Genomic DNA, 25,217 nt, shown 5'->3' with positions numbered 1-25,217 from the left:
TGGGCCCGATCCTCGGCGGCTACATCTCCGACAATTATCATTGGAGCTGGATCTTTCTGATCAACGTTCCCTTCGGTCTGTTCACCGCCTTCATCTGCTGGCGCGGGCTGAAGGAACGCGAGACGCCGACCCGCAAGCTGCCGATCGACCGGGTCGGGCTGATGATGCTGGTGGTATGGGTCGGCGCGCTGCAGATCATGCTCGATCTCGGCAAGAACGACGACTGGTTCAATTCGCCGCGGATCGTGATCATGGGCGTCGTCGCCGCGATCGGCTTCGTGTCGTGGCTGATTTGGGAGTTGACCGACGCCAATCCGACGGTCGACCTGACATTGTTCAAGAGCCGCAACTTTGCGATCGGATCGATCGCCTTCTGTCTTGGCTATGCGGTGTTCTTCGCGAACATCCTGTTGCTGCCTTTGTGGTTGCAGACGCAGCTTGGCTATACCGCGACCTGGGCGGGGCTGGTGGCGGCGCCGAGCGGCGTCGTCGCGGTGCTGCTGACGCCGTTCGTGGCGCGGCTGTCGGGCAAGATCGACGCGCGGGTCCTCGCCACCGTCGCCTTCACCGCCTTCGCGGTCTCCTACTGGATGCGATCGGGCTATACGACCAGCGCGAGCGCGTGGGACTTCATGGTGCCGCTGATGGTCCAGGGAATTGCGATGAGCACCTTCTTCCTGGCGATGTTGACGATCTCGCTCGATCGCATCCCGCCCGAACGGCTGCCGTCGGCGACCGGCATCAGCAACTTTACGCGAATCGTGGCGAGCAGCTTCGCGGCATCGATCATCACCACCGCGTGGGACCGGCGCGAGGCGCTCCACCAGAACCGGCTTGCGGAGGCGATCGGCGGCGGGGCGCCGTACCAGGCGGCGCAGGCGTCGCTCCAGAATATGGGGCTTTCGCCGGTGCAGGCGGCGGCGGCGATCACGCGGCAGATGGTCGGGCAGGCCTATCTGCTGGCGTCGACCGACCTGTTCCGCCTGTCGGCGTGGTTGTGCGCGGGGCTGATCGTGATCCTGTGGTTCACGCGGCGCCCGACCGCGTCGCACGGGCCGATCGCGGCGGATTGAGCGACGGCTTTGCGTGTGATTTGTGCTCCCGCGAAGGCGGGAGCCCAGTACTGGGTCCCCGCCTTCGCGGCGACACAAGGACGCTGGTATCGGGACTGGATCGGTACAGCTTTGCCCCTGAAAGTCGGTTTCGTTGACCGTCGTCGCGGCGCGGCCTAGCAAGCGTTCGATGACGGCACCCACCATCCTGCTGGTCGAGGACGATCCCGCGCTGCGGACGCTGACGACGCGGGCGTTGCAGGAGAATGGCTATGTCGTGCGCCCGGCATCGGCCGCGCCGGAGATGTGGCTGGCCCTGGATGCGGGGCCGGTCGACCTGATCCTGCTCGACATCATGCTGCCGGGCACCAGCGGCATCGATCTGTGCCGCGCGCTGCGCCAGAAGAGCGACGTGCCGATCATTTTCGTCAGCGCGCGCGGAAGCGAGACCGACCGGGTGGTCGGGCTGGAGCTGGGCGCGGACGACTATATCGCCAAGCCGTTCGGCACGCGCGAGCTGATCGCGCGGATCCGGGCGGTGCTGCGGCGCGGGGCGCTGGACCGTCAGCAGGGCGAGCGCGAGCAGGGCGTGCTGCGCTTCGACGGGTGGACGGTGACGCTGCCGCGGCGCGAGCTGAGCTCGCCGACCGGCGCTGTGGTCGACCTGACGGGGGCGGAGTTCGACCTGCTCGTGAGCCTAGCCGACCATGCCGGACGGGTAATCGCGCGCGAGCGGCTGATCGAATTGTCGCGGACGCGGCTGGGCGACAGCTCGGACCGCAGCATCGACGTGCTGATCAGCCGGCTGCGACGTAAATTGTCGAGCGCGGGCAAGGACGCGCCGATCATCACGGTCCGCGGAGTCGGCTATATGTTCAACACCGAGGTGACGCGGAGTTGAAGCGGCTGGTGCAGCCCTCGATCGGGCTGATCGGGCAGATCATCGCGATCCTGCTGCTGACGATGGTCATCGAATTCGGCGCAAGTACGCTGTTGTACGAGCGCGCGAGCCAGTTCGCGGTGCGCGACGACGAGGCGCGGCGGCTGGCCGAACATCTCGTCATTGCGCGGCGCTTAGTGGTGGAGCGCAATCGGGCGGATCGCCCGTCGATGGCGCAGGACCTGACCACCCAGCGTTATGCGGTGCGGTGGGAGGAGGGGCTCGGCGCGCCGCCGCCGATCGCGCCGTCGGTGGCGACGATGCACGATCAGGTGATCGACTGGGAGCCGACCCTGGCATCGGCGGACCTGCGGCTGCGGCTGACCTCGCCAGGGCGGAGTTCGGTGGTCACCGGGGGCGTGCGGCTGTCGGACGGCAGCTGGCTTTATTTCCGGACCTTGCAGCCGTTGCAGAACCTGAACCTGGCGATCCAGCGGATCTTCCTGGCGCTGGTGCCCGCGTTGGCGCTGATGCTGGTCGCGGCGTTGCTGGTGCGGCGGGCGCTCCGGCCGATGCGGCAACTGGCGCTGGCGGCGGATCTGGTCGGGGGCGGAACGCGTCACGTGCCGGTCGAGGAGGCAGGGCCGACCGAAGTGCGACGGGTGGTCGCGGCGTTCAATCGCATGCAGGCCCGATTGGAGCGGCTGATCGCGGACCGGACGCACGCGCTGGCGGCGGTCGGCCACGACCTGCGAACGCCGCTGGCGCGTTTGCGGCTGCGCGCGGATGCGGTCGGCGATCACGCTACGCGCGATGCAATCGGGCGCGACATCGGCGAGATGGAGGCGATGGTGACGTCGCTGCTAGCGTTCCTGGGCGGGGGCGACGATCCCGAGGAGCCGGTGCTGACCGATGTGGCGGTGCTGTGCGCGACGCTGATCGACGATGTCGAGGATCGCGGCCTGGTGGGCGCCTATGTCGGGCCGGATCATTGCGAGCTGGTGGTGCGACCGTCGTCGCTGAAGCGCGCGCTGACCAATCTGATCGACAATGCGCTACATTATGGCGGCGGCGCGACGGTGATCCTGGAGGACGTGCCGGGCGGCGTCACGCTGGCGGTGGAGGATGACGGGCCGGGGATACCTGTGGGGTCGCTGCGGCGGGTGATGGAACCGTTCGTGCGGCTCGACACCGCGCGGCCGCGCGACACGATCGGGTTCGGACTCGGGCTGCCGATCGTCGCGCGGATCGTGGAGAACGAGGGCGGGACGCTGACGCTGGCGAACCGCGAGCCGAGCGGGTTGCGCGCAGCGATCTTCCTGCCGCGGCTTTAAGATCACGGGCGAGAGGAGGAAGAAGGCTGCGGTGGCCCCGAGCGCGCGGCCGCCGCCGCGGCGCAGGGCCAGCGGTCGACCGCGCGTCGTCGTGCAGCTTGACGCTCAGGCGGCAGCCTTAAAGGTTTCGTTAACCATTTCGACCTAGGCTGGGGCAGCTATCGAGGGATCGGCGGATGGGGGCGAGGACATCACAGTATCGCAAGGTCGAGGCGGCGGCGCTCGAGCGCCGCGGCGCCGGGCGGGTGGTGGTGAAGATCAGTCGCGCTACCGCGCGCGATCACGGGGCCGCGCCGGTCGATGCGACGCTGTCCGACGTGTCGGTCTATGGATGCCGGCTGAGCTTCGCGGACGGGTCCGCCGAAGACGAGCGGATCTGGTTGCGGCTGGACGGCAGCCTGCCGATCGCGGCGACGGTGATGTGGCGGGAGGCGAGCATGATCGGGTGCCGGTTCGACACGCCGATCCCGCGCGACCTGATGCGGTCGCTGACGATCCAGGGCTGATCGCGCGCAATATTTTTTGACGCCGGGTGCCGCTTTTCGCCGGCCGGCCCGTATTTTCAGCATGAGACAGTTGGAATCGTTCGATTTAGGGGCCGGCGACAAGAGCCAGCCGATGGGCATGCTCGTCCGGAAGCTGGCGCGTCACACCGATCTCGGGAGCGGGGACCGGGTCGCACTCGGCACGCTGACAAGTCAGAATGTGCGCGCGCTGCGGCACCGGTCGCTGATCGATCGCGACCCCGAGACGGGACCGATCCACATCATGCTGGCGGGCTGGGCGTGCCGTTTCGCCGTGCTGCCGAGCGGACGGCGGCGGATCCTGGCCTTCTACCTGCCCGGCGACATCTGCGATTTCGACCTGTTCACGGCGCGGCAGATCGACCAGCCGATCGCGGCGATCGGGGCGGCGCGGGTCGCCGCGGTGGATCGGCGATCGCTGCGGCAGGCGATGACCCGGCAGCCGCAGATCGAGCGCGCCTTCTGGTCCGAAGCCGCGCTGGACGCGGCGATCCAGCGGAGCTGGACGATCAATGTCGGGCACCGCGCGGCGGACCGGCGGCTGGCGCACCTGTTGTGCGAGCTGCACGTCCGGCTCGGCGCGACGGGCGCGAGCGGTGGTGCGGGCGTGGCATTCCCGCTTACCCAGGCGGACCTCGGCGATGCGTGCGGGCTGACGTCGATCCACACCAATCGCGCGATCCAGGAGCTGCGGCGAGCGGGGCTGCTCGATCTCAGCGCGGGGACGTTGCGGATCCATGATTGGGCGGGGCTGTGCACGATGGCGTCGTTCGATCCCGCCTATCTGACGGTCGCGGCCGAGGAGGCCGAGGGCGACGAAGCGGTGGGCGAACGACGCGCGGCGGGCTGAACGCGCGTGGCGCGGGCGCTGAAGATCTACCGGACCGCGATCGGCTTCCACGACGCCTATGTCGCGGCGGCGAGCCAGAAAGCGGCGCTGGAGGCTTGGGGCAGTGAGAAGGACCTTTTCGCTCGCGGAGCGGCCGAGGTCGTTGCGGAGACGCCGTTAGCGGACGAGCTGATTGCCAACCCCGGCGTGGTCGTTAAAAAATTGCGGGGGACTGTCGCGGAGCAGATGGCGGCGCTGCCGCCGACGCCGGCGAAGAAGCCGCGCAAGGTCGAGCCGGAGCCGGAGCCTGCCGCGAAGACGCCGCGCAAGCCGAAGCCGAAGCCGGCGCCCAAGCCGCGGCCGTCACGCGCCAAGCTGGACGAGGCGGAGCGGGCGATCGCGGCGGCCGAGCGGCGTCACGAGGCGGCGATGCGCGCGCTTGCCGAGCGCGAGGCGGCGCTGGTGCGTGAACGTCGTGCGCTGACCATGGCGCAGCGGGAGGAGAGCGCGGCGCTGGAGGACGCGCGCGATGCCGAGCGCCGCGCGTTCGACGCGGCGCTCGAGCGATGGGCGGAGTGAGGGGGTCTCAACCCATCGTCATCCCGGTCTAGTCGTGATCGGCGACCGCGTTCGGATTGCCGTCGCCGTCCTTGTCGTCGCCGCCGCCGTGATATTCCTTGCGGCTCTGGCCACCGTCATAGGAGCCGGGCTTGGTCGGGACGAGCGAGTCGTCCTTGAAGGCGCCGCCGCCGCTTTCGCCACCGCCGGTGCGGCCCGAGGCGTCTTCGGGGCGGAAGCTGTCGTCGATCGCGCGTTGTTCGGTCATCTCGTCTCTCCTGAATGCGTAGGCGGTGAACGAACGATCGCGCGTCGGGCTCCCGGCGGCGGAACACCGATGCGGGCCGCACCGTTGACGGCTTCGAAGGAGAGCGACGATGGACGATCCGCATAAGCCGACCACCGAGATCGACCGGCCCAATCTGTCGACCGAGCATCAGCGCGACGGCGACGCGCAGCGGCCGAGCGACACGTTGGATCGCGGGCAGACGAGCGAGGAAGGGCGCGACGCGCCGCCGCGCAAATCGTCCCTGCTCGGCAACGATTGACGTCACGACAGGAGCTGAAGACGATGGATGTATCGACGACCCCCTTGGTCGAGCGGATCGCGCGCGTGCTGACCGCGCAACGAATCAGCGCGAACGGCGATGGCGATCAGGAATCCGCGTCGGGCGCGGTCGACGCGGCGTGGAAGGATCACCTGCCCGACGCGCTGGCGGTGCTGCGGACGTTGCGCGAGCCGGATTCGGCGATGGCGCATGCGGGCGACCCGCAGATCTGGGAGACGATGGTGCTGACCGCGCTGGACGGCGCCAAGCCGGCGAACGCGGAGTCCTGATCGGCATGGATCGCCCATAGGAGGGCGTGACGAACGATGGTCCGCGCGGCATAGGCGCGGACCATGACCCTGGGTTTTCTTCCGATCCTGGCCGGCGCGACGTTGCGCGATCGGCTGGTGGCGTGCCTCGGTGCGCTCGTGGCGATCTCGCTGACCGGGCTGATCGCGGCCAAGGCGGTCGGCGCGGCCGCGGCGTTGCTGATCGTGGCGCCGATGGGCGCGTCGGCGGTTCTGGTCTTCGCCGTGCCCGCGAGCCCGCTCGCCCAGCCATGGTCGGTGATCGGCGGCAATATGATCTCGGCCCTGGTCGGGGTGTGCGTCGCGCAGGTCGTGCCGATCCCGGCGCTGGCGGCAGGCGTGGCGGTGGCGGGCGCGATCCTAGCGATGTCGCTGTCGCGGTCGCTGCACCCACCCGGCGGCGCGACCGCGCTGATGGCGGTGATCGGCGGCCCGCAGATCGCCGCGCTGGGGTTCGGCTTCGCGCTGGTGCCGGTCGGAGTCAACGCGGTGATCCTCGCCGCTATCGGCTATCTGTTCCACCGGCTGTCGGGGCATAGCTATCCGCATGTCGCCGCGGTGCCGGGGGCGGCGGTCGCGGTGGCGACGGCGGGGAGCACGATGCCGCACCGCGAGGACATCGACCGGGCGCTGGCCGATCTGGGGGAGACGTTCGACGTCAGCCGCGAGGATCTCGACCTGTTACTGCAACGGGCGGAGTTTCATGCGGCGGAGCGGGTAAGGGGACGGCGTTGATCTTGTGGCTGATGTCACGTGCCGTGATTTGCGAGCTTAAACCCGATCTAAGGAGCGAGCAGCTTCTCAGGATGAGGGAAGAAATTGCTAACTCTGTGTTGTTCACCAGCCCACAATTCGCCGCGCTCTAGCGATCATAGTCGAAGCAGCGCTCAACGAGCTTTCACCCAATCGATTAGGTATCCGTTAGGGCGATAAAGGTAGTGCGAGACGATGAACAGAGACAAAGGCGCCAAGCCGCGCCCCACGCTTCGGCTTCATTCATGGAGCGAGCCCCTACCAGGCGTAGTGCTCGACGCCGAATGCTCGCATTGTAAGAACCCATTCGTGGGGCGAGAAGGCTACATCAGCGACGGATTCAATCTTTGCGGTGACTGTAACAGTCGTGATTAAGCATGCATCACGCCAGCGCCTCGGCGTCTGGCCAGATCTCTTCATAGAGATCGTCTAGTTCTGCCTCTAACGCAATTAGCTCGGCGAGCGCATCTGCCACCCGCCCCGCAAATGCGCCGACTTCAGCTAGGTCAACGTAGCGCCGATCCTTTGTCTGTTCGACTGTCAATTGGCGAGACTGAGGTCGAACGACGTGCGCACCGTGCCTGCGGCGGACGATGACCTCTTCTTCTAATTCCCATTGATCGTGCACGAAGCGGTTGCGCTCGCTGCGCAACTCGTTGTCGACGGTATTCAGAAGTCGCTCGATTGGTGCGTACATATCGGGGTCGATGCTTTGTGCCGCCAGCGCCTTGGCTACAGCGATCCGCTGTCTCGCATCCATATGCGACAGCACGGTGGAAAGTACGTTCCAGGCCGGCACTTGGCGAAGACTTTCATCATTGAAGCGCGCCAGCTTCACGCAGAGAATCTGCAGTCGAAATTCGATGTTGCCCCACCAATAGCAGGAGCGTCCAACTTCAGTGGCTACTTGGTCGAGCGTTTTTGATGGAATGCGCATTTCGTTAGAGCCACATAGCCAACCATCGGAGTCAAGAGCTCGATCTTATATGTTCTGGGGCCTTGAAGCGGCAGCAGGTACCCAGAGCCACCAGATGATGTTATCGATCAAGCGATATAACCAAATAGGTACATTCCTCTTGACAGCGTGACGCTGTTCTGGCACATAACAGGAACGTCGAGAACCAGCGAGTCGGGCCGGGGCGGTGTGGGAGTGATCCTGCGCTGCCGCCGGCCCGAACTGCGTCTGGCGGGCTCGGTGGCGGCGGGTCGGTAGCGGCGATGAAGCGGGGGGGCATGATGGCGGACGGGAACGTGAACGTCGTGGCGGGGGCTGCGGCGGAGGGTGGGCGTACGAAGGCGAACGCGCGCTATCGGTGGAGCAAAGCGCTGAAGGTCCGGTTCCTCGATCACCTCGCCGCAACGTGCAACGTCAGCGCTTCGGCGCGGGCGATCGGGGTGTCGGCGCCGGCCGCGCACAGGTTGCGGCGTCGTGACGAGGCCTTTGCGAGCGACTGGGGGGCGGCGATCGAGGCGGGATACCAGCTGCTGGAGACGCATCTGGTCGGGATCGCGCTGGTGACGAGCGGCGCTGTCGTGGCGGTGGATGACGGTGTCGGCTCCGGCTTGGACGAAGGTGCTCGCGCTCGCGCTGATGCTGGCGCTGATGCCGACACCGACGTCGGGCAAGGGCCTGGTGCCGGGGCGGTCGAGTCCGGTGTGACCGCCGCGCCGAGTGTGAAGGATGTCGAGGCGGGATATCGCATGCTGCGTCACCGCGCGACGGCGCGAGCGCGGGGGTGGCGCGGTGGTTCGCCGCCACTGGGGATCTCGACCCGTCAGGATACCGATGCCGAGATCCTCAAGAAGCTGGCGGCGCTGGCGGCGCGGCGGATGCTCGCGTGACCCCGGCGGCACCCGATATCGTGGCGCTGCTGGCGGCGCTCGACGAAGAGGATCGTCGCGCCCTGATCGGTCGGCTGAGCCGGGGCGCACGGCGCGAGTTGAACGAGCGGTGGATCGGCGGCTGGGCGCAGGCGGGGCAGCATGTCGAGGGCGACGGCTGGCGGGTGTGGCTGGGCCTATCCCGCGTTCGATGTGCTCCAGTTGGAGGATTACGACTGGGTGACCGCGGGCGACACGGTGTCGACGCGGCTGGGGGTCGCCGCGGCGGCTGCCCGGCTCGGCTATCCGATCGAGCGGCAGCAATACCTGTCGGGGTTCGTGCTGCGCGCGGAGCACGCTGCCGAGTGGCGCCACATCGAGGCGGCGGGGCTGGCGGCGCGGGCGCGGGGCGTCGCGGCGGTGGTGCTGTGGGCGCTGCCACAGCTGATGCGCGACGGGTTCGTTCGGTTCGATGCCGGGCATCTTGATGGGGGAGAGGATGACGTGGACGCGTTCGACGATGTGAGTTTCCCGCTGGCGCTGGGGCGCGATGCGGAAGTGGCGCCGACTTTCTCGACCAGCGTGCTGACCAGCGCGGGCGGCGCCGAGCAGCGTAATGCGGCGTGGTCCGCGGCGCTGACGTCGTACGATGTCGGGCCGGGAGTGCGATCGGAGGCCGATATCCAGGTGCTGCTGGGGTTCTTCCGCGCGCGGCTGGGGCCGGCGCGCGCGTTCCGGTTGCGCGATCCGTTCGACAGCAACGCGGCGGGGCAGCGCATCGGGGTCGGCGACGGAGTGGAGCGGCGGTTCGCGCTGGTGAAACGCTATGGCGAGATGGTGCGGAGGATCACGCGGCCGGTGGCGGGTAGCGTCGCGGTGGCGGTGAACGGCGTGCGCACCCAGGGGTTCGCGGTCGAGCCGGGCGGGTGGGTGACGCTCGACGCCGTGCCGGCGACCGGCGCGGTGGTGACCGCAGACTTCGGCTTCGACGTACCGGTGCGGTTCGCGCAGGACCGGTTGAGCGTGACGCGCGCGACGTTCCTCGCCGGGGCGGCGCCGTCGGTGCCGCTGGTCGAGGTTCGGGAATGACCGCGCTCGCGACGATCGCACTGTGCTGGCGGGTCGAGCGCTGCGACGGGGTGACGATCGGGCTGACCGCGCACGACCGCGACCTGACGATCGACGGGCTGGTGCACCGGGCGGCGCCGGGGATGACGCCGTCGGCGGTGGTGCGCGGCGACGGGCTGGCGGCGGACACGATGGATGTCGGCGGCGCGCTGACCAGCAGCGCGATCGACGAGCGCGACCTGATCGCGGGGCGCTGGGACGGCGCGCGGGTGGCGATCTTCGCGGTGGATTGGGTCACGGGTGCGCTGCACGCCGAGCTGGGTGAGGGGCGGATTGGATCGGTCGAGTTGAGCGACCGCGGCTTCACCGCAGAGCTGCGCGGGGCGAGTGCCGCGCTGGACCGGGCGGTGGTCGAGACGACCTCCGCGGATTGCCGCGCGGCGCTGGGCGACAAGCGCTGCCGGGTGGCGATGGCGGGGCGGCGGCGGATGCTGCGAGTGGTCTCGGTGGAGGGCGTGGTGGTGACGGTCGATGCGGTCGAGCCGAGCGCGGATGGCTATGGCGGGGGCGTGCTGCGCTGGATCGGGGGCGCCAATACCGGGCTGGCGAGCGCGATCGCGGGGTCGGCGGGGGCGACGCTGACGCTGCGCGCGGATCCGGCGTTCGCGGTGGCGGCGGGGACGCTCGTCGAGGTGATCGAGGGGTGCGACAAGACGATCGCGACCTGTGCGGGGCGGTTCGGGAATGCGCTGAACTTTCGCGGCGAGCCCTATCTGCCGGTCATGGACCTGCTGACGCGCTATCCCGGTGGGTGAGGGCGGACGGGTGGCGCGCGCGGCCCAGGCGCTGGTCGGCGCGCGATTCCGACTTCATGGGCGCGATCCGGCGAGCGGGCTGGACTGCGTCGGGGTGGTCGCGGCGGCGCTGGGCGAGGAGGCGGTGCCGACGGGGTATGCGCTACGCGGGGGCGATCCGGTGCGGATCGGGGCGCTGCTCGATGCCCGGTTAGCGCGGGCGGACGGGCGGTGCGTGGGCGACGTGCTGCTGTTCGCGGTGGGGGCGGGGCAGCTCCACCTGGCAGTCGCGAGCGGGGCGGTCGCGAGCGGGGGCGGGTTCGTCCACGCCGATGCGGGGCTCGGCCGGGTGGTGGAACGCGGCGGGGTGGCGCCGTGGGTGCTGATCGGGGCTTGGCGAAGCAGGACGGGCGGGGAGATGGCTGATGGCGACGCTGGTGCTGACGACGGTGGGGAGCGCGATCGGCGGGCCGATCGGTGGGGCGATCGGATCGGTGATCGGCGGGCTCGTCGACCGCGCGCTGTTCGCGCCGCCGCGCCGCGACGGACCGCGGCTGACGGAACTCGCGGTGCAGACGTCGAGCTACGGGACGCAGATCGCGAAGCTGTTCGGCACGATCCGGGTGGCGGGGACGGTGATCTGGTCGACCGATCTGATCGAGACGCGATCGAGCGGCGGCGGCAAGGGCGCGCGGACCAGCGATTATAGCTTTTCGGCGTCGTTCGCGGTGCTGTTGTCGGCACGGCCGATCGTCGGGGTGGGGCGGATCTGGGCGGAGGGCAAGCTGCTGCGCGGGGCGGCGGGGGACTGGAAGAGCGCGACCGGGTTTCGCCTGCATTTGGGAGGCGAGGACCAGCGGGTGGATCCGCTGATCGGATCGGCGGAGGGCGCGGCGGCGCCGGCGCATCGCGGCTGCGCCTATGCGGTCTTCGAGGGGATGCAACTCGCCGAGTTCGGCAACCGCATCCCGTCGTTGACCTTCGAGGTGATCGCGGATGCGGCGCCGGTGCGCGCGTCGGCGATCGCGCGTGCGCTGGCGGTGGAGGTGGAAGGCGAGGTGACGTTGGCGATCGACGGCTTCGCGGCAGGTGGGGGCAGCGTCGCTGCGGTGCTCGATACGCTGGCGGTGGCGAGCGGGGCGTGGTGGGCGCCGCGTGGCGCCGGTCTGGCGATGCGCGACGCGGCCGGGGATGTTCTCGCGATCAAGGATGCTGGCGTCGCGGCGGCGGGCGGCGAGGCGCGGCGCGGGCGGACGATCGCGGCGCTGGAGACGGTGCCGCGGACCGTCCATGTCGCGCATTACGATCCGGCGCGCGACTATCAGGCGGGGGTGCAGCGCGCGGTGCGGCCGGGCACGGGCGAGATCGAGCAGCGGATCGAGGTGCCCGCGGTGCTCGCCGCCAGCACCGCCAAGGGAATTGCGTCGGGCGTGCTGGCGCGAGCCGAGGCGGGGCGGACGCGGCGTCGCGTATCGGCGGGCTTTGATGCGATGGCGCTGGCGCCGGGGACGTGCGTGTCGATCGCGGGCGAGGCCGGCGTCTGGCGGGTGGTGAACGCGACCTTGGAGGCGATGGCGACGCGGCTGGATCTGGTGCCGGTCTCACGCGCGCCGGTTCTGGTGGCGAGTGCCGCCAGCGGGCGGATGCTGCCGACGCGGGATGCGATGGTAGGGACGACGATCGTCCATGGTTTCGAACTGCCGGTGCTCGACGGGTCGCTGGCGACGTCGCCGCGGTTGAGCATCGCCGCGTGCGGGGCGGGGGCGGGGTGGCGGCAGGCGGCGCTGCTCCACAGTGTCGACGAGGGTGCGAGCTGGATCGCGGACGGCGCGACGGCGGCGGAGGCGACGATCGGGCGGGTCGAGACACCTGCCGGGCCCGCGCCGTCGACGCCGAGCGGCGAGGATGACACGTTCGTGGTGGTGCTGGCGCGTGGTGACATGATGCTGGTCGATGCCGATGCTGCGGCGATCGATCGTGGCGCGAACCTCGCGCTGATCGGCGATGAACTGGTGCAGTTCGCGGCGGCGGTGCCGATCGGCCGCGGGCGCTGGCGGCTGAGCGGCTTGCGACGAGGGTGCGGAGCGACCGAGGTGGCGATCGGGACGCAGGAAAGGGGCGATCGCTTCGTGCTGATCGAGGCTTCGGCCTTGCGGACGATCGATCTGCCGGTGAGTTCGCTGGGTATGCGGGTGCGGGTGCTCGCGTCGGGGGTCGGAGATGGCGAGCCGGCTGCGGCGGTCGCGACGATCGCGGGCGCATCGATCCTGCCGCCGTCGCCGGTCCAACTGGTCGCCGAAAGCGGTGCGGACGGCGCGCTGACGCTGCGCTGGGTGCGGCGTAGTCGGCTCGGCTGGCACTCGATCGACGGTGCGGAGGTGCCGCTCGGTGAGGAACGTGAGCGCTATCGCGTGACGATCGCCGCGGCAGGCGACGAACGCGTGGTCGAAGTCGACGAGCCGTGGCTGCGGATCGAACCCGCGGCGCGGCCGGCGGAGCCGATGACCCTGTCTGTGCGCCAGCGCGGCACCTGGGGACTGTCGCCGCCAGCGACGATCGAGATCCTTGCGGGAAAGGCAACATGAGTGACACCGATGCAACCATCAGGCACGCCTTGCCGCTACTGACGGCGCGCAGGCGCAGAAGGACCTGACGCACCACGAGGCACTGGCTCGGCTCGATAGCGCGGTGCGGGCGTGCCTCGACACGGCCTGAAGGGTCGGCGATTAAAGCGGCGTAGCCGCGCTGGTCGACGGCGTGGAAATGGTTAGCGCCAGGACTGGCGATAGCAGGGTAGACCAGCGGAACGACCATCGACAAGGAAGCTTCATCGACGATCGGCACGGTGCTCGCGATGCTTCGCAGCCACGGTCCGAATGCCGACTACGGTGACAAATACTGTGTTGTTTCTGCCACACCGCCGGATTTTGTCGACTTGCACGGAAACCAACACTCCGATAGTGAGTTTGCGCTGTCCGTAGTGACACTCAGGAAAGGGGAATTCTATGCGGAAGCTTGCCGTCGTTTTGGCACTTGCCTCCACCGCTCTCGCCTCACCGGCTCTCGCCCGCGATAACTCGTGGTACGTCGGCGTTGAAGGCGGCGCGATGATCGTCGAAGACATCGACTATGATATTGGTGCGATCAGCGCTGCTGGTACTGCCAATCACGACTATGGCTATGACGTCGATGCCGTGATCGGCTATGATTTCGGTGGCTTCCGGGTCGAAACCGAAGTCGGCTATCGCAGCGCGACGATCGACAGCTACAGCTCGTCGACCACCACTCCGCAGTTCCGCGCAACTCAGGCAGCTGCGGGTACTTTCGACTCCGCTGGTGGTCGTACTTCGGCGCTCAGCTTTATGCTGAACGGCCTGCTCGACTTCGGTGAAGACGACGGCATTCAGGGCTTCGTCGGCGGCGGCGTTGGTGTTGCTCGCGTGAAGGCCAATTACGGTCTGAACACGCGCGGCGACTTCCTCGACGACTCCGACACCGTGTTCGCGTATCAGGGCCTCGCGGGTATCCGCGCGCCGCTGACCGAGAACATCGACGCCACGCTGAAGTATCGTTTCTTCAACGCAGACAATGTTCGTCTGGTGGACGTCACCAACCGCGCGTTCGAGGGTCGGTTCCGGTCGCACAGCATCCTCGGTGGTGTGACCTACAACTTCGGCGAGCCTGCCGCTCCGCCGCCGCCGCCCCCGCCGCCCCCGCCCCCGCCGCCGCCTCCGCCGCCCCCGGTGGTCGAAGCGCCGGTCTGCTCGCCTGGACCGTTCATCGTGTTCTTCGAGTGGGACAAGTCGGACATCACGCCGGAAGCGTCGTCGATCCTCGACAACGCCGTTACCCAGTACCAGAGCTGCGGCAATGCGCAGGTCATGGTCGCCGGCTTCGCCGACACCTCGGGTACGGCAAAGTACAACGTCGGTCTGTCGCAGCGTCGCGCGGATTCGGTGAAGGCTTACCTGTCGTCGAAGGCAATTCCGGACACGGCAGTTTCGACCGAAGCATTCGGCGAGACCAAGCTGCGCGTTCAGACCGCCGATGGCGTTCGCGAAGTGCAGAACCGTCGCGTGGAAATCACCTACGGTCCGGGCTCGGGTCAGTAAGACCCGTCCCCACTGTTGGGGTTACAGATCGGGAGGTCGGCATTGCCGGCCTCCCTTTTTGTTGTGATGCGTGCACGGGTGGTGGTGAATAGCGTGCCGGATCCGGACGGATGGGGTGCTGGCAATCCGCGGATGATCGGCTAAAGACCGCGCTCTTCCACTTTCGGGGGCGACCCCTGCAAATCTCGAGGCATTGATGCGCATCACGATGATCGGTTCGGGCTATGTCGGCCTGGTCTCTGGAGCGTGTTTTTCCGATTTCGGGCACGATGTGGTATGCGTCGACAAGGACGAGACGAAGATCGCCGCGTTGGAAGCGGGCCGGATGCCGATCTTCGAGCCGGGGCTCGATCAGCTGGTCGCGACCAACGTCGCAGCAGGCCGGTTGAGCTTCACCACCGATCTCGCAAGCGCGGTGGCGGGTGCGGACGCGATCTTCATCGCGGTCGGCACGCCGTCGCGACGCGGCGACGGGCATGCCGACCTGAGCTATGTGTTCGCGGCTACCGAGGAGATCGCGGCGGCGGTCACTGGCCCGACGGTCGTGGTGACCAAATCGACCGTACCGGTCGGCACCGGCGACCGCGTCGAGGCGATCCTGCGCGAGAAGCGCCCCGACATGGCAGTGGCGGTGGTGTCCAACCCCGAGTTCCTGCGCGAAGGTGCCGCGATCGGCGATTTCAAACGGCCCGACCGCATCGTCATCGGAACCGAGGACGAGCACGCGATGGAGGTGATGCGCGACGTCTATCGGCCGCTATATCTCGGCGAGAGCCCGATCGTGTTCACCAGCCGGCGATCGTCCGAGCTGATCAAATATGCCGCGAACGCCTTCCTCGCGACCAAGATCACCTTCATCAACGAGATCGCGGACCTTTGCGAAGCTGTCGGCGCCGATGTCCGCGACGTCAGCCGCGGCATCGGTCTCGACAATCGCATCGGCAAGAAATTCCTCCATGCCGGGCCTGGCTATGGCGGATCGTGCTTTCCCAAGGACACCCTGGCGCTGCTGAAGACCGCCGAGGATTATCAGTCCCCGGTGCAGATCGTCGAGGCGGTGGTGAAGGTCAACGACAGCCGCAAGCGCGCGATGGGCCGCAAGGTCATCCAGGCGCTGGGCGAGGACGCGCGTGGCAAGACGGTCGCGCTGCTCGGCTTGACCTTCAAGCCCAACACCGACGACATGCGTGACGCGCCGAGCCTGGCGATCGCGCTCGCGCTGGCCGATGCGGGCATCACCGTCCGCGCCTATGATCCCGAAGGCGCCGAGGCTGCCCGCCAGATGATGCCCGATCTGGTCTATTGCGGCGACGCCTATGAGGCGGCGACCGGGGCCGATGCGGTGGTGATCGTGACCGAGTGGGACATCTTCCGCGCGCTCGATCTCAAGCGGCTGAAGCAGGTGATGGCGGCGCCGGTGATGGTCGACCTGCGCAACGTCTATCGCCGTGAGACGATCGAGGGCGCCGGCTTCGCCTATACCGCGGTGGGTCGCTGATCCTCGTCGCTCGTGGCGGCGAGGGCCGCCACCAGCCAGTCGGGGCGTAGCGCATCGCCCAAGGCGTCGACGCGGCGATGTTCGACCATCAGGCCGAGTTCGGGGTAGGTCGCGCGGGTGCGATCGCCCGGCTCACCTAGCGGCGCGACCACGAGCCGGCGATTGACCTTGGCACGGTGGTGCATGCGCGCGGTGTTCTCCTGCCCGACATAGCAGCCTTTGGTGAAGCTGACGCCCTTCAGCTCGCGCGCGTTGCATTCGAGCCAGAGCGTCTCGCCACTGCCGAGTTCGCCCACGCCCTCCATCACACCAAGCGACAGGCGGTGCGCGAGCCAGCCTTCGGCCGGCGCGGTCGGAGGGGCAATCCAGCGGCAGCCGAGCGCAGCCAGGCGGGGGTCGGGTGTCCCCATCGCCTCGTCAGGCTGCCAATGCACCGCGAGCGTCTCGTCCCGTATGACGGTGATCGGGCGCCGCAGCCGGTACAGGCTCAAGCGCCTGACCAGCGCGTCGGCCTGTGAGGCCTCGCAATCGAGCAGCAGATCGTCGCCGTCCGCCCAAATCAGGAAGTCGAACAACGCCTTGCCTTGTGGCGTTAGCAACGCGGCCCAGACCGGCAGGGCGCCCGCAACGTCGTGGGTGACGAGCCCTTGGAGGAACCCGCGAACGTCCTCCCCGGACAGGCGCACGAGCGCGCGATCGATCAGCGTGGTGGCTTGCATCGATCGCATCTAGTGATGCCAAGGGGCATGTGAAAGCGGCACACTGGTGCTGGCGGCGCGGCCGTCACGCCGATAGGGAAGGGCATGACCGATCGCCTGACCATCCGCCGCCCCGACGACTGGCACGTTCATCTGCGCGACGGCGCGATGCTCGACGCGGTGGCGCGGCATACCGCGCGCCAATTCGCGCGGGCGATCATCATGCCAAACCTGACGCCGCCGGTGACCAGCGTCGCGGCGGCGAAAGCCTATCGCGAGCGGATCATCGCCGCGCTGCCGCCAGGCGCGGACTTCACGCCGCTGATGACCTGCTATCTCACCGACGATGCCGATCCCGACGAGATCGCCGCGGGGTACGAGGCGGGCGTGTTCGCCGCCTGCAAGCTGTATCCCGCGCACGCGACGACCAATTCCGCGCACGGCGTTACCGACATCCGGCGGATGACCGCGGTGCTCGACGGGCTCCAGCGGACCGGGATGCCGCTGCTGATCCACGGCGAGGTTACCGATCGCGCGATCGACATCTTCGATCGCGAGGCGGTGTTCGTAGAGCGCGTGCTGACGCCGCTCACCCGCGACTATCCTGCGCTGAAGATCGTATTGGAGCATATCACCACGGTGGAGGCGGCCGCCTTCGTCGCCGAGGCTGCGCATCCGATCGCGGCAACGATCACGCCGCAGCATCTGCTGATCAACCGCAACGCGATCTTCGACGGCGGGCTGCGGCCCCATGCCTATTGCCTGCCGGTTGCCAAGCGGGAGGCGCATCGACTGGCGGTTCGGCGCGCGGCGGTGTCGGGGTCGCCGCGCTTCTTCCTCGGGACGGACAGCGCGCCGCATGTGGTCGGCGCGAAGGAATCGGGCTGCGGGTGCGCGGGGATCTTCAACGCGCCGTTCGCGCTAGAGGCCTATGCGCGGGTGTTCGACGAAGAGGGTGCGCTCGACCGGTGCGAGGGGTTCACGTCGGAGCATGGCGCGCGGTTCTACGGGCTGCCGCTGAACGAGGGGACGGTGACGCTGGTGCGGGATGCGGTGGTGGTGCCTGACCGGGTCGGCGAGGGGGACGCCGCGGTGGTGCCGTTCCTAGCGGGTGAGACGTTGGGGTGGCGGTTCGTCGGGTAGGAGGGGTCTCAAGCTTGGCGTCACGGGAGTTAATCCCGTGACGTAGGACGGGTTGCTGCGCTACCCGCCGGCCGGGCTTGCGCTGATCGGGCGGGCGTGGCCGCCCTGCGCTGCGCTTAGAACGGCATCCATTTGGCTTTGTGGGTGATCTTCATATAGCCGACATTGACGCCCGCGCGGTAGCCGACGCCCAGGCGGATCGGAATCAGGACGACGTTGCCGCGCCGCAGATAGGTCGCCGCGAACCCGCCGATGAAGTAGAGCCGCCCCTCGGCGGCAGGGAAGCGGTGGAACAGCTCCTCGGTGTCGTGGAGGTTGTAGACCAGCACGAAGACCTTGTTGGCGTCGCCACCCGCATCGAAGCCGATCGACGGGCCGGTCCAATAGACCGGCTGCGTGCCCTCGACCTTGTGGCTCATAACGCCCGAGCCGTAGCGCAGGCCGACGATGAACGCGCCTGCGGCTTCGCGGCCCGCGATATAGGCGTTGGGCCGGCCCTGCTCCTTCAGAACCTTTTCCAGAATGCCGCCGAGTCCCGCCGCACCCTTGCCGAACACGCCTTCGCCCGCGGCCATCAGATCCTCGCGCGGATAGGTGTCCGCGACGTCCATCGTCGCTTCGGCCCGCGCAGCGGGCGAGGTCGCAGTGACGGGGGGCGGCAGGTCCTGCGCGGTCGTTGTAACGGGCGGATCGGCGGGCACGGGGTCGCCGAGCGTCTCGCGCTGCGCCGGGGTCGACGCTGTGCTGCGCGGCCCGGCGGGGAGATCGCTGTCGATCGCCCGATTGGGATCGATCGTGCGCACCTGCGCAGGCCCCGCACTCGCCAGCGCCGCCGATGCGACAATTCCCAAGATCCACGATCGCATGACAGCCCCCAGCCACTATCGGCTTTCCACAGTAACCAAGAGTTACCTTGCCCGGCAATGAACGGGCGACGATGCGAGTCGAATACGCGCCGGTCTGCATTAGAGGTGCGGGTTGAAGCGATACATTGGCCGGTTGCCTGCCCCCCCGCGCCCCGCTATAGCCGCCCCTCGCCAACCCGGAGACGTGGGTGAGTGGCTGAAACCAGCGGTTTGCTAAACCGCCGTACGGGGTTTACTCGTACCGAGGGTTCGAATCCCTCCGTCTCCGCCATCTCGTGTCGAAATGTCAGTAGTTTAGGTGCTTATAGAGGCACCAGTGCCCACTAAGATGCCCACTTCTCGTTTGGTTTTGTACGAACGCTGGTGGAAAATGGCGAAAAGCAGAGGCGGATCAATAAAATCGTGCCTTAATCAGCACTCCATCGACACCGCTTGCCTCCATCGGTGACGGTTAGGCTTTGCACCCGCACGGGTGGATCATGTGCCGACGAACTACCGGCACGAGGCCTTTCAGCATCATGAAAATAACCGTGGCGGCTGAAGGGGCTTGCCACAGGCTTTGTGGTCGCCAGCAGGTTGACGACTGCAAACAAGCTTGATCTGCTCAGGTGGACCTCAACCTCGAAGGAACTGCGCGTGACCGCTACTCGTGACTGGATAAGCGCCAGCGACGCGCTTGACATGGTAGAACAGCAATTAGGTGGGCGCGCTATCGCTAAGGATACGCTGGCCGAGATGCTACGTGATGGAAAGTTGCGAGCGCGCGCTTCCGAGGCTTGGGGATCCTCCGTCAGCGATATCAATGCTGTGTGGGAGGGGCATAGCGATGATATCATCGAACATGAATGCGAGCAGCGACCTGAACGACTGACTTTGGGCGATAGCGGACGTTAGCGTCGCCAACTGCATTCCCAGCTTCAACCGACATTTCTGCCGCAGGTCGGCCGGCGATCTATAGGTAGTAGATGAGCACCAAGTCAAAGCGACATAAATTGCACAAACGTGAGCAGGGCGCAGACGGCAATCAAAACGACTAGAGCAAACTTCGTTGAGCCGCTGTAGTCATTTTTTCGCCTCAACACGAGAGCTCCGACCCCAGCAACAACCGTAAAAGGAAGAGCGAACGCTAGCTCGCTACCTGTCAAAGAGCGCACCGCTTGTCCGCAAAGGATCAGTATACCAATTACGACCGATAGCACGAATGGCTTCAGAGCATGCATCGGCAACCATCTCCCTGGCGAAGCGGGCAACGTGCCAGCGAAGGTCCGCAACTTGGCGTAAGCGGCCGATCTCGGCGAGCTGGATGGCGGGTATTTCAAAAGCAAACAAGCGCTTGCGTCCTGCGCCCAGGCGGATACCCCATGCCAATTGGGGAACTTGAAAAATGGCAACGATGTTACGTTCATCGAATCAGCGGCCACTGCTCTCGGCGCTGACCGCCTTGTGGCTGGTTTCACTCGCTGCTTCTGGCTGGCAGCCTTACGATCGGGCGACGTGGTGGATGGAAGTTGCACCGGTGCTCGTCGCCTTGCCAGTGCTCTGGCTCTCTACCAGCATCTTCCCTCTGACCTCCCTAGCCCTCGTCCTCATTGCGCTTCATGGATTGGTTCTCATTGTCGGCGGTGCATACAGCTATGCGCGCGTGCCGATCGGCTTTTCCGTTCAGGAGTGGTTCGAGCTGTCTCGCAACCCTTACGATCGTTTCGGGCACTTTGTGCAGGGCTTTGTTCCTGCCATCGTGCTGCGCGAGCTCCTCATCCGCTTGGGCACGCTGACGCCCGGAAAGCTCCTAGCAGGACTCGTCCTTGCTTGCTGCTTGGCGGTGAGCGCCGCCTACGAACTCATCGAGTTCGCGGCTGCCATGCTGCTTGGTCAAGGCGCAGATGAGTTCCTTGGTTCTCAGGGCGACGTCTGGGACTCGCAGTGGGACATGCTGATGTGTCTTGTTGGTGCAGTAGTGTCGCTCCTATCTTTAACTCGCCTGCACAATCGGCAGCTGCAAGCACTGCGAGGCGCGCGATGAGGTACCTCACGCTAGCTGTAGCCGTCACCGCAACATCGGCTATCGGCGCGCCGGTGGTTGCCGGGCCTCCACTCCACGCGCAGCTCGAGAGTCTGGCAAGGATGGGGAACGCTGAAGCCGCCTACCACCTCGGTATGCTTGCTCACACGGGGACAGGCGGACCGCGCGATGCCAAGAAGGCGTTCGCCTGGTTCACTAAGGCAGCAGCGGCAGGTGATCCGCTTGGCGCTTACAAGGTCGGCTGCTTCTATGCAGGCCAGGGCGAAGGTGTTGTGGACGTCGCTCCAGAGAGGGCGCTCAAATACAAGCTTGTCGCTGCCAGCACGGGCTACTCGCTCGCTCAGTATGATGTTGGCGTGCATTATGCGCAGCAGGGGCGTTTTTCTGAAGCGCTGCCATGGTTCATGCAAGCGGCTGAACAAGGCTATCCAATGAGCCTGTTCGCGGTCCCATCGATTGCCGCCCGACCCGACATGGCGCTCAAAAACGCAGTACAAGCATACGCCTACTTCAAGCTCTCTAAAGTGATCTCGGAGGGGCGCGTCTCACCCGGCGCCCAACATCAACTCGACCAGTTCACCAAGGATCTTTCGGCTCAGCAACTCGCGGCGGCAGAGCAGATCGTGCGTACATTCCAACCTCGCCGACTGACTTAACAAGGAAGGCGTCGAGCGGCATAACAGCGGCAGAAGTGCTTTTCGCTTCGCGGTAGAAGCTGTGTGAATCTCCGGGATCGGGCGAGAGCGGACATGCCGCATTCGCAACATCGCTGAGTTTCAGACGTCGCATATGTTGCCGCTTTTGCCATAGCGGCATGTGCGAACCGGGTGGAAAGCGGACATTGACGGGAATCATCATCAGATTGATGATCTGTGCATGCGAGCCTGTCTTATCCTGCCGGTCTGTGTTGCTAGCACTTCGATTGCGCAGGTTCCGGCTGATCCTACCCCAACGAATTTGACCTACCGGCTCGCCACAGCCAGTGAAGAGGCAAGCGCCAGCCGCGATTGCCCATCGCAACGTCAGAAGCGCGACGCAGCCGAGTTTGACAGACGGTACGGCGAACGCATTCGTCGTCTGATGGCAATTCACGTTGCTCGATCCGGTCCGGACCCAAGCTTCGTTGTGATAAGCAGCTGCCGGGTGTCGAGTGGTTCGGGAGCCTCACAGAACGCTCGCCACCGCAAAGCGATGAAGGCGTTCGCACCGACGTTGCATGCGCTCGAAGAGGAGTTCGGACACGATTAGCCCGTCAAATAACGTCGCCCTGACAGTCCGGTTCTGGGCCGTCCGCTTTCGGGCGTCTGCTCTGCCGATCACGACTTTCGTATTGTGGTGGAGAGCTGCCGTTAGCGTTCGTCCCGCCCGCTGATCGTGCGACCAGCCGTGAAGGTGGCCAAAATCGCAACGATCGTCGGCACCAAAAAAGGGATGTGCCGCCACCACAAATCTCAAGCGCCGGGTGCCGGATCACCAAAGAAGCGGCCGCCATCAATTATGAAGGCCACGACACCGGCGAGTGCCGCAAGAAGGCAGCCGTTGCGGTCGGCACTCCCAAGACCATTGTAGCCGTCATTCATTTGCACGTGATAGCGCTGCCGTGGATGTCTTCAATTGGGCGCGAGAGGCCATTACGCGACGTCCGGCCAAGACCCCCGACAGCATCTCCAACCTGCCAAACGTACCAGATCCCATCATCAACGAGGTGCAGCATGTCGCCGCAGCCGACGAGCAGCGCCGGCCGCTTCCAGATCAAATGCTTGGCGTGCGACGCGTGCTCGTGCTCCGGCGGAACACGCTCGACGAGTGGCAACCGCCACGATGCGAGCATACTCACCTCTTCCCCCTGACCGTCGCTACCCAACTCTACCAGCGCAAGCCGCGCGGCGTCGTCTCCGTAACCGCCCGCGAGCAACGCGTGGCGACCGTCTGTGGCGATTGCATTAACTCCAGACAGTTCGTTGCGCCACCATCGGACCGGTTGGCCGGGGCGTAGGTGGAGCAGCGGGAATTCGGTGTAAGGGCATACCCACGCGCCATCCTTGGTAATCGTCATCGCATAGACGTCCGCTAGAAACCCGGCATCGTCTGGCACTGGCCCGACCGGCAGCATCGCGCCGTCGGCGTGAAAGCAGGCCGCAACCACCGCCGTATGACCGACATTTTCGCGAAAGCGGTCCATGTTGCAGGAGAACCCCTCGTCGAACCAACCCACCCAGACACGGTTGACGAGATCGACGCCTAGGTATTCGATCGCATCGCCGAGATGGAGACGTGCGAGCAACGTGCCATCGGGCGCGAACAACCGGCCGTTAGGCTCGTCGCGCCCATTCGTAGCGGCGATCAGCCAGCGACCATCCGAAAACCCGGCAAGTGCCAGCGAGGGGGACTCAAGCGGCACGGTCGGGCCATCTCGGAGCGTCGTGCCGTCGAACCGCCACAGGCGGGCGATACCACGCGCGGCGACCCGCTGCGGTCGCTCCGGCGAGTCAGCCGCAAGCAGTTCGGTGTCCTGCCGCTGCACCCGCGCCCAAGCGCCCGCGAGATCGACGTTGGCGCCCAGCAGGCCAAGCGACCCATCAGGCAGCACTGCCGTCGTTACGATCTGCCAACCAGCGGGAAGCGGCGGGAGGTGCACGGCTGAGTGAAGAAGGTTGCTCGCTTGCATGAGGCATTGAGTGAGCGTGTTCTGGAACGGCGGCAAGGGGCAGTCTGACGGAAGGTTGGTTCCAGCGATTGGGGGCTAGACGTCCAATTGTTTGCGAAAGCGGCACGTCTGGACTCGGTGGTTAGCTGCCGAGCGGCCTAGTACATTGGAAAGGTTCGTGGTCCGCCCACAATCGGTTCCTACCGGCATGAGACAACAAGCCTCCTGCGACGTTGTTCAACCGGAGCAGCTGTGTCCGCTGTCGCATTCGCAGCGCTGATTGGACTGCGCGCGACTTCGATAAACTGTCAGGTACTTCAACAAGATAAGCTCGCCAGCCAAATCGAATATGACGGCTTGATTGCTCCCGAACGATCAGCCCCGCTCGTTCGCAGACGCGCTTACGCAGCCACAAGGCATCCTTGCGGCCCCGTACACCATATTGTCGCTTCACCCCTTCCACATGCGGGCCATACGCGATGCTGGTAACGTCCGCCAATGGGCGGCATCCGATGCACGGAAGGCCACAGCTAGCCGCGTGTCAGCCAAAGCGCGGCGGCCACGAAACCGGCAGTCGGCAGCGTGATTAGCGTTGCTGCGACAACCCACGACGCAACTAGCCCCAACGGTCCTCGACCCAGGAGATCAGGGTCTCAGTGAGCGCATAGAAGACTTGCTCCATCCGTCGAGCTTGGCACCCGAGCCAATGTCCGCAATTGGGCGTAAGCCGCCGTTCAGTCGCCTGCGCCTCGGATCGACCAGCCTCCGCCGATGCGCGATCGTACCGCGCGATAGCCGGGGTCAACGGTCGGGATGTCCTGCATCAAATGCAAGTGGCCGCTTATCTCTGCCAAGCCCACCACCAGGGCGTCGGCCGGGCTATGGCCATGTTCTCCACAGAGCAACTGAATGTCCCCATCGCTATGGTGGGAAAAGAGCAGCACGGGGCTTCCGTCCCACACGTGAGTGCATACGATCAACGTTTGGTTCTCAGGGAACGTATAGCCCACAAGGTTGATCATTCGCGACAGTTCCCGCTGCCCAGCCGACATCCGCAATTGGGCGGAACCTGCCGTGGCCTTGTCGCAAATTTGCTGCGTTTCGGACATCGCGTAGGGCGCCGCTTTCGCGACAGTCAAATGTCGGACCCTGTTCACTTGCGCTTTAGGGATGTTTAGCCCTGCAGGACATGGAGCATCATGCCCCCACTTGCATCGCCGATTGTGCGCTTGCGACTGACGTAAACGCCGGCGTCGTGACCATTCGTTCGCATCTTCCAACCGCCTATCTGCTGCTCACTCCAGACGATGTCTTGCGGCTCACCGATCCTGCTACGAAACCAGCCGTAAACCTCCACGGCCGGGGTGTCGTCGCTGTCGAATGGACATGATGCCGTAGATCCTTTGGATGCGGGCCACTCGATCGCAACTGAATACCGAGCATCGGCGATGCGCTTTTCGAAGGTATCGCTTTTCCCTTTACGAGCCCACCCGTGGCTGGACAGGTAAAGACGAGGGTCGATCATGCCGAGGTCTGGAAGCAAACATGCTTCCGTCACGTCCTGCATCAACAAGTCCAACGAATGCGGTGTTGGCTCGCCGTCCTGCGCGGTCGCAACGATCAGTAAAAGTGCAGCGGTGATCATGCGAGATTGTGATCGCTGGCCATGCAGGACAGCGCTACCTGCCGTAGCTCGGGGCATTGCATGTTGGTGCCCCCTAAATGGCTGACAGGGCCTCGCGGGTTTTCGCGATGAACTCG

Annotated in this window: 24 protein-coding genes, 1 tRNA gene and 1 pseudogene; 19 read left to right on the top strand and 7 right to left on the bottom strand. The window is 66.2% G+C overall.

Translation table 11 applies throughout. The annotated features are described in order from the left end of the window. From ACFE77_RS11760 to ACFE77_RS11735, 6 genes are all read left to right on the top strand, one after another. A partial coding sequence (locus ACFE77_RS11760; protein ID WP_375421826.1) for a DHA2 family efflux MFS transporter permease subunit occupies positions 1-1,073 on the top strand: 1,073 nt, incomplete at its 5' end. A gap of 169 nt (positions 1,074-1,242) precedes the next feature. Then, positions 1,243-1,953 (top strand): response regulator transcription factor, encoded by a 711-nt coding sequence (locus tag ACFE77_RS11755; RefSeq protein WP_375421825.1) that lies wholly within the window; start codon positions 1,243-1,245, stop codon positions 1,951-1,953. Continuing rightward, positions 1,950-3,266 (top strand): ATP-binding protein, encoded by a 1,317-nt coding sequence (locus ACFE77_RS11750; protein ID WP_375421824.1) that lies wholly within the window; start codon positions 1,950-1,952, stop codon positions 3,264-3,266. The genes ACFE77_RS11755 and ACFE77_RS11750 overlap by 4 nt, the downstream gene beginning before the upstream one ends. Positions 3,267-3,442: 176 nt before the next feature. Then, on the top strand, positions 3,443-3,772 hold the full coding sequence (locus ACFE77_RS11745; RefSeq protein ID WP_375421823.1) for a PilZ domain-containing protein: 330 nt from the start codon (positions 3,443-3,445) through the stop codon (positions 3,770-3,772). A gap of 112 nt (positions 3,773-3,884) precedes the next feature. Next, positions 3,885-4,640 carry a Crp/Fnr family transcriptional regulator gene (locus ACFE77_RS11740; RefSeq protein ID WP_375421822.1) on the top strand — a complete coding sequence of 252 codons (756 nt, stop codon included), beginning with the start codon at positions 3,885-3,887 and terminating at the stop codon, positions 4,638-4,640. Positions 4,641-4,646: 6 nt separating this feature from the next. Continuing rightward, positions 4,647-5,198, top strand: coding sequence for a hypothetical protein (locus tag ACFE77_RS11735; RefSeq protein WP_375421821.1), 552 nt, complete (start codon positions 4,647-4,649; stop codon positions 5,196-5,198). A 28-nt stretch (positions 5,199-5,226) separates the two neighbouring features. On the opposite strand, the gene ACFE77_RS11730 is transcribed toward ACFE77_RS11735, so the two are convergent. Next, entirely contained in the window at positions 5,227-5,445 is a 219-nt protein-coding gene (locus tag ACFE77_RS11730) for a hypothetical protein (protein ID WP_375421820.1), read from the bottom strand. A 109-nt stretch (positions 5,446-5,554) separates the two neighbouring features. On the opposite strand from ACFE77_RS11730, the gene ACFE77_RS11725 reads away from it, so the two are divergent. From ACFE77_RS11725 to ACFE77_RS11715, 3 genes are all read left to right on the top strand, one after another. After that, complete coding sequence (locus ACFE77_RS11725; protein ID WP_375421819.1) at positions 5,555-5,725, top strand: hypothetical protein; 171 nt, start codon at positions 5,555-5,557, stop codon at positions 5,723-5,725. 23 nt (positions 5,726-5,748) lie between these two features. Further along, positions 5,749-6,015 carry a hypothetical protein gene (locus tag ACFE77_RS11720; RefSeq protein ID WP_375421818.1) on the top strand — a complete coding sequence of 89 codons (267 nt, stop codon included), beginning with the start codon at positions 5,749-5,751 and terminating at the stop codon, positions 6,013-6,015. Between the two features lie 63 nt (positions 6,016-6,078). Then, the gene (locus ACFE77_RS11715; protein ID WP_375421817.1) at positions 6,079-6,768 is read left to right on the top strand and encodes an HPP family protein; all 690 of its coding nucleotides are present in this window, start codon (positions 6,079-6,081) and stop codon (positions 6,766-6,768) included. Between the two features lie 400 nt (positions 6,769-7,168). Here ACFE77_RS11715 and ACFE77_RS11710 read toward each other — a convergent pair whose 3' ends face one another. Next, a complete protein-coding gene (locus ACFE77_RS11710) occupies positions 7,169-7,723 on the bottom strand; it encodes a hypothetical protein (RefSeq protein ID WP_375421816.1) in 555 nt (184 codons plus the stop codon). Positions 7,724-8,004: 281 nt separating this feature from the next. On the opposite strand from ACFE77_RS11710, the gene ACFE77_RS11705 reads away from it, so the two are divergent. From ACFE77_RS11705 to ACFE77_RS11680, 6 genes and pseudogenes are all read left to right on the top strand, one after another. After that, a complete protein-coding gene (locus tag ACFE77_RS11705) occupies positions 8,005-8,628 on the top strand; it encodes a hypothetical protein (protein ID WP_375421815.1) in 624 nt (207 codons plus the stop codon). 168 nt (positions 8,629-8,796) lie between these two features. Next, positions 8,797-9,696, top strand: a pseudogene (locus ACFE77_RS11700) (DUF2460 domain-containing protein); the annotation flags it as partial. After that, positions 9,693-10,490: a DUF2163 domain-containing protein gene (locus tag ACFE77_RS11695; RefSeq protein WP_375421814.1), complete on the top strand. Its 798-nt coding sequence runs from the start codon at positions 9,693-9,695 to the stop codon at positions 10,488-10,490. The pseudogene ACFE77_RS11700 and the gene ACFE77_RS11695, both read left to right, overlap by 4 nt. A gap of 404 nt (positions 10,491-10,894) precedes the next feature. Continuing rightward, positions 10,895-13,054: a phage tail protein gene (locus ACFE77_RS11690; RefSeq protein ID WP_375421813.1), complete on the top strand. Its 2,160-nt coding sequence runs from the start codon at positions 10,895-10,897 to the stop codon at positions 13,052-13,054. Between the two features lie 420 nt (positions 13,055-13,474). Continuing rightward, positions 13,475-14,581 (top strand): OmpA family protein, encoded by a 1,107-nt coding sequence (locus tag ACFE77_RS11685; RefSeq protein WP_375421812.1) that lies wholly within the window; start codon positions 13,475-13,477, stop codon positions 14,579-14,581. 196 nt (positions 14,582-14,777) lie between these two features. Further along, complete coding sequence (locus ACFE77_RS11680) at positions 14,778-16,079, top strand: UDP-glucose dehydrogenase family protein (RefSeq protein ID WP_375421811.1); 1,302 nt, start codon at positions 14,778-14,780, stop codon at positions 16,077-16,079. Here the strand turns inward: ACFE77_RS11680 and ACFE77_RS11675 are convergent. Further along, positions 16,058-16,798: a YgfZ/GcvT domain-containing protein gene (locus tag ACFE77_RS11675; protein ID WP_375421827.1), complete on the bottom strand. Its 741-nt coding sequence runs from the start codon at positions 16,796-16,798 to the stop codon at positions 16,058-16,060. The two genes, ACFE77_RS11680 and ACFE77_RS11675, sit on opposite strands and share 22 nt — an antisense overlap. Before the next feature lie 84 nt (positions 16,799-16,882). On the opposite strand from ACFE77_RS11675, the gene pyrC reads away from it, so the two are divergent. Next, positions 16,883-17,920 carry a dihydroorotase gene (gene pyrC, locus ACFE77_RS11670; protein ID WP_375421810.1) on the top strand — a complete coding sequence of 346 codons (1,038 nt, stop codon included), beginning with the start codon at positions 16,883-16,885 and terminating at the stop codon, positions 17,918-17,920. 116 nt (positions 17,921-18,036) lie between these two features. Here pyrC and ACFE77_RS11665 read toward each other — a convergent pair whose 3' ends face one another. After that, a complete protein-coding gene (locus ACFE77_RS11665; protein ID WP_375421809.1) occupies positions 18,037-18,786 on the bottom strand; it encodes a DUF1134 domain-containing protein in 750 nt (249 codons plus the stop codon). Between the two features lie 178 nt (positions 18,787-18,964). Between ACFE77_RS11665 and ACFE77_RS11660 the strand changes: the two genes are divergently transcribed. The 3 genes from ACFE77_RS11660 (at position 18,965) to ACFE77_RS11650 (ending at position 21,465) form a co-directional block, all read left to right on the top strand. Beyond that, positions 18,965-19,057, top strand: a tRNA-Ser gene (locus ACFE77_RS11660). Positions 19,058-20,170: 1,113 nt separating this feature from the next. Continuing rightward, positions 20,171-20,809 (top strand): DUF2238 domain-containing protein, encoded by a 639-nt coding sequence (locus tag ACFE77_RS11655; RefSeq protein ID WP_375421808.1) that lies wholly within the window; start codon positions 20,171-20,173, stop codon positions 20,807-20,809. After that, positions 20,806-21,465 (top strand): tetratricopeptide repeat protein, encoded by a 660-nt coding sequence (locus ACFE77_RS11650; RefSeq protein WP_375421807.1) that lies wholly within the window; start codon positions 20,806-20,808, stop codon positions 21,463-21,465. Before ACFE77_RS11655 ends, ACFE77_RS11650 begins: the two co-directional genes overlap by 4 nt. 920 nt (positions 21,466-22,385) lie before the next feature. Here ACFE77_RS11650 and ACFE77_RS11645 read toward each other — a convergent pair. The 3 genes from ACFE77_RS11645 to ACFE77_RS11635 all read right to left on the bottom strand — a co-directional run bounded on the left by ACFE77_RS11645 (position 22,386) and on the right by ACFE77_RS11635 (position 25,101). After that, positions 22,386-23,513, bottom strand: a complete 1,128-nt coding sequence (locus ACFE77_RS11645) for a hypothetical protein (RefSeq protein ID WP_375421806.1) — start codon at positions 23,511-23,513, stop codon at positions 22,386-22,388. A gap of 677 nt (positions 23,514-24,190) precedes the next feature. Continuing rightward, on the bottom strand, positions 24,191-24,595 hold the full coding sequence (locus ACFE77_RS11640; RefSeq protein ID WP_375421805.1) for a hypothetical protein: 405 nt from the start codon (positions 24,593-24,595) through the stop codon (positions 24,191-24,193). Between the two features lie 35 nt (positions 24,596-24,630). Further along, positions 24,631-25,101, bottom strand: coding sequence for a hypothetical protein (locus ACFE77_RS11635; protein WP_375421804.1), 471 nt, complete (start codon positions 25,099-25,101; stop codon positions 24,631-24,633). Between the last annotated feature and the right edge of the window lie 116 nt (positions 25,102-25,217).

The sequence above is a fragment of the uncultured Sphingomonas sp. genome (assembly GCF_964243315.1).
Taxonomy (GTDB): domain Bacteria; phylum Pseudomonadota; class Alphaproteobacteria; order Sphingomonadales; family Sphingomonadaceae; genus Sphingomonas.
The sequence above is the reverse complement of the archived record's forward strand: the minus strand, read 5'-3'. Positions and strand labels throughout refer to the sequence as shown.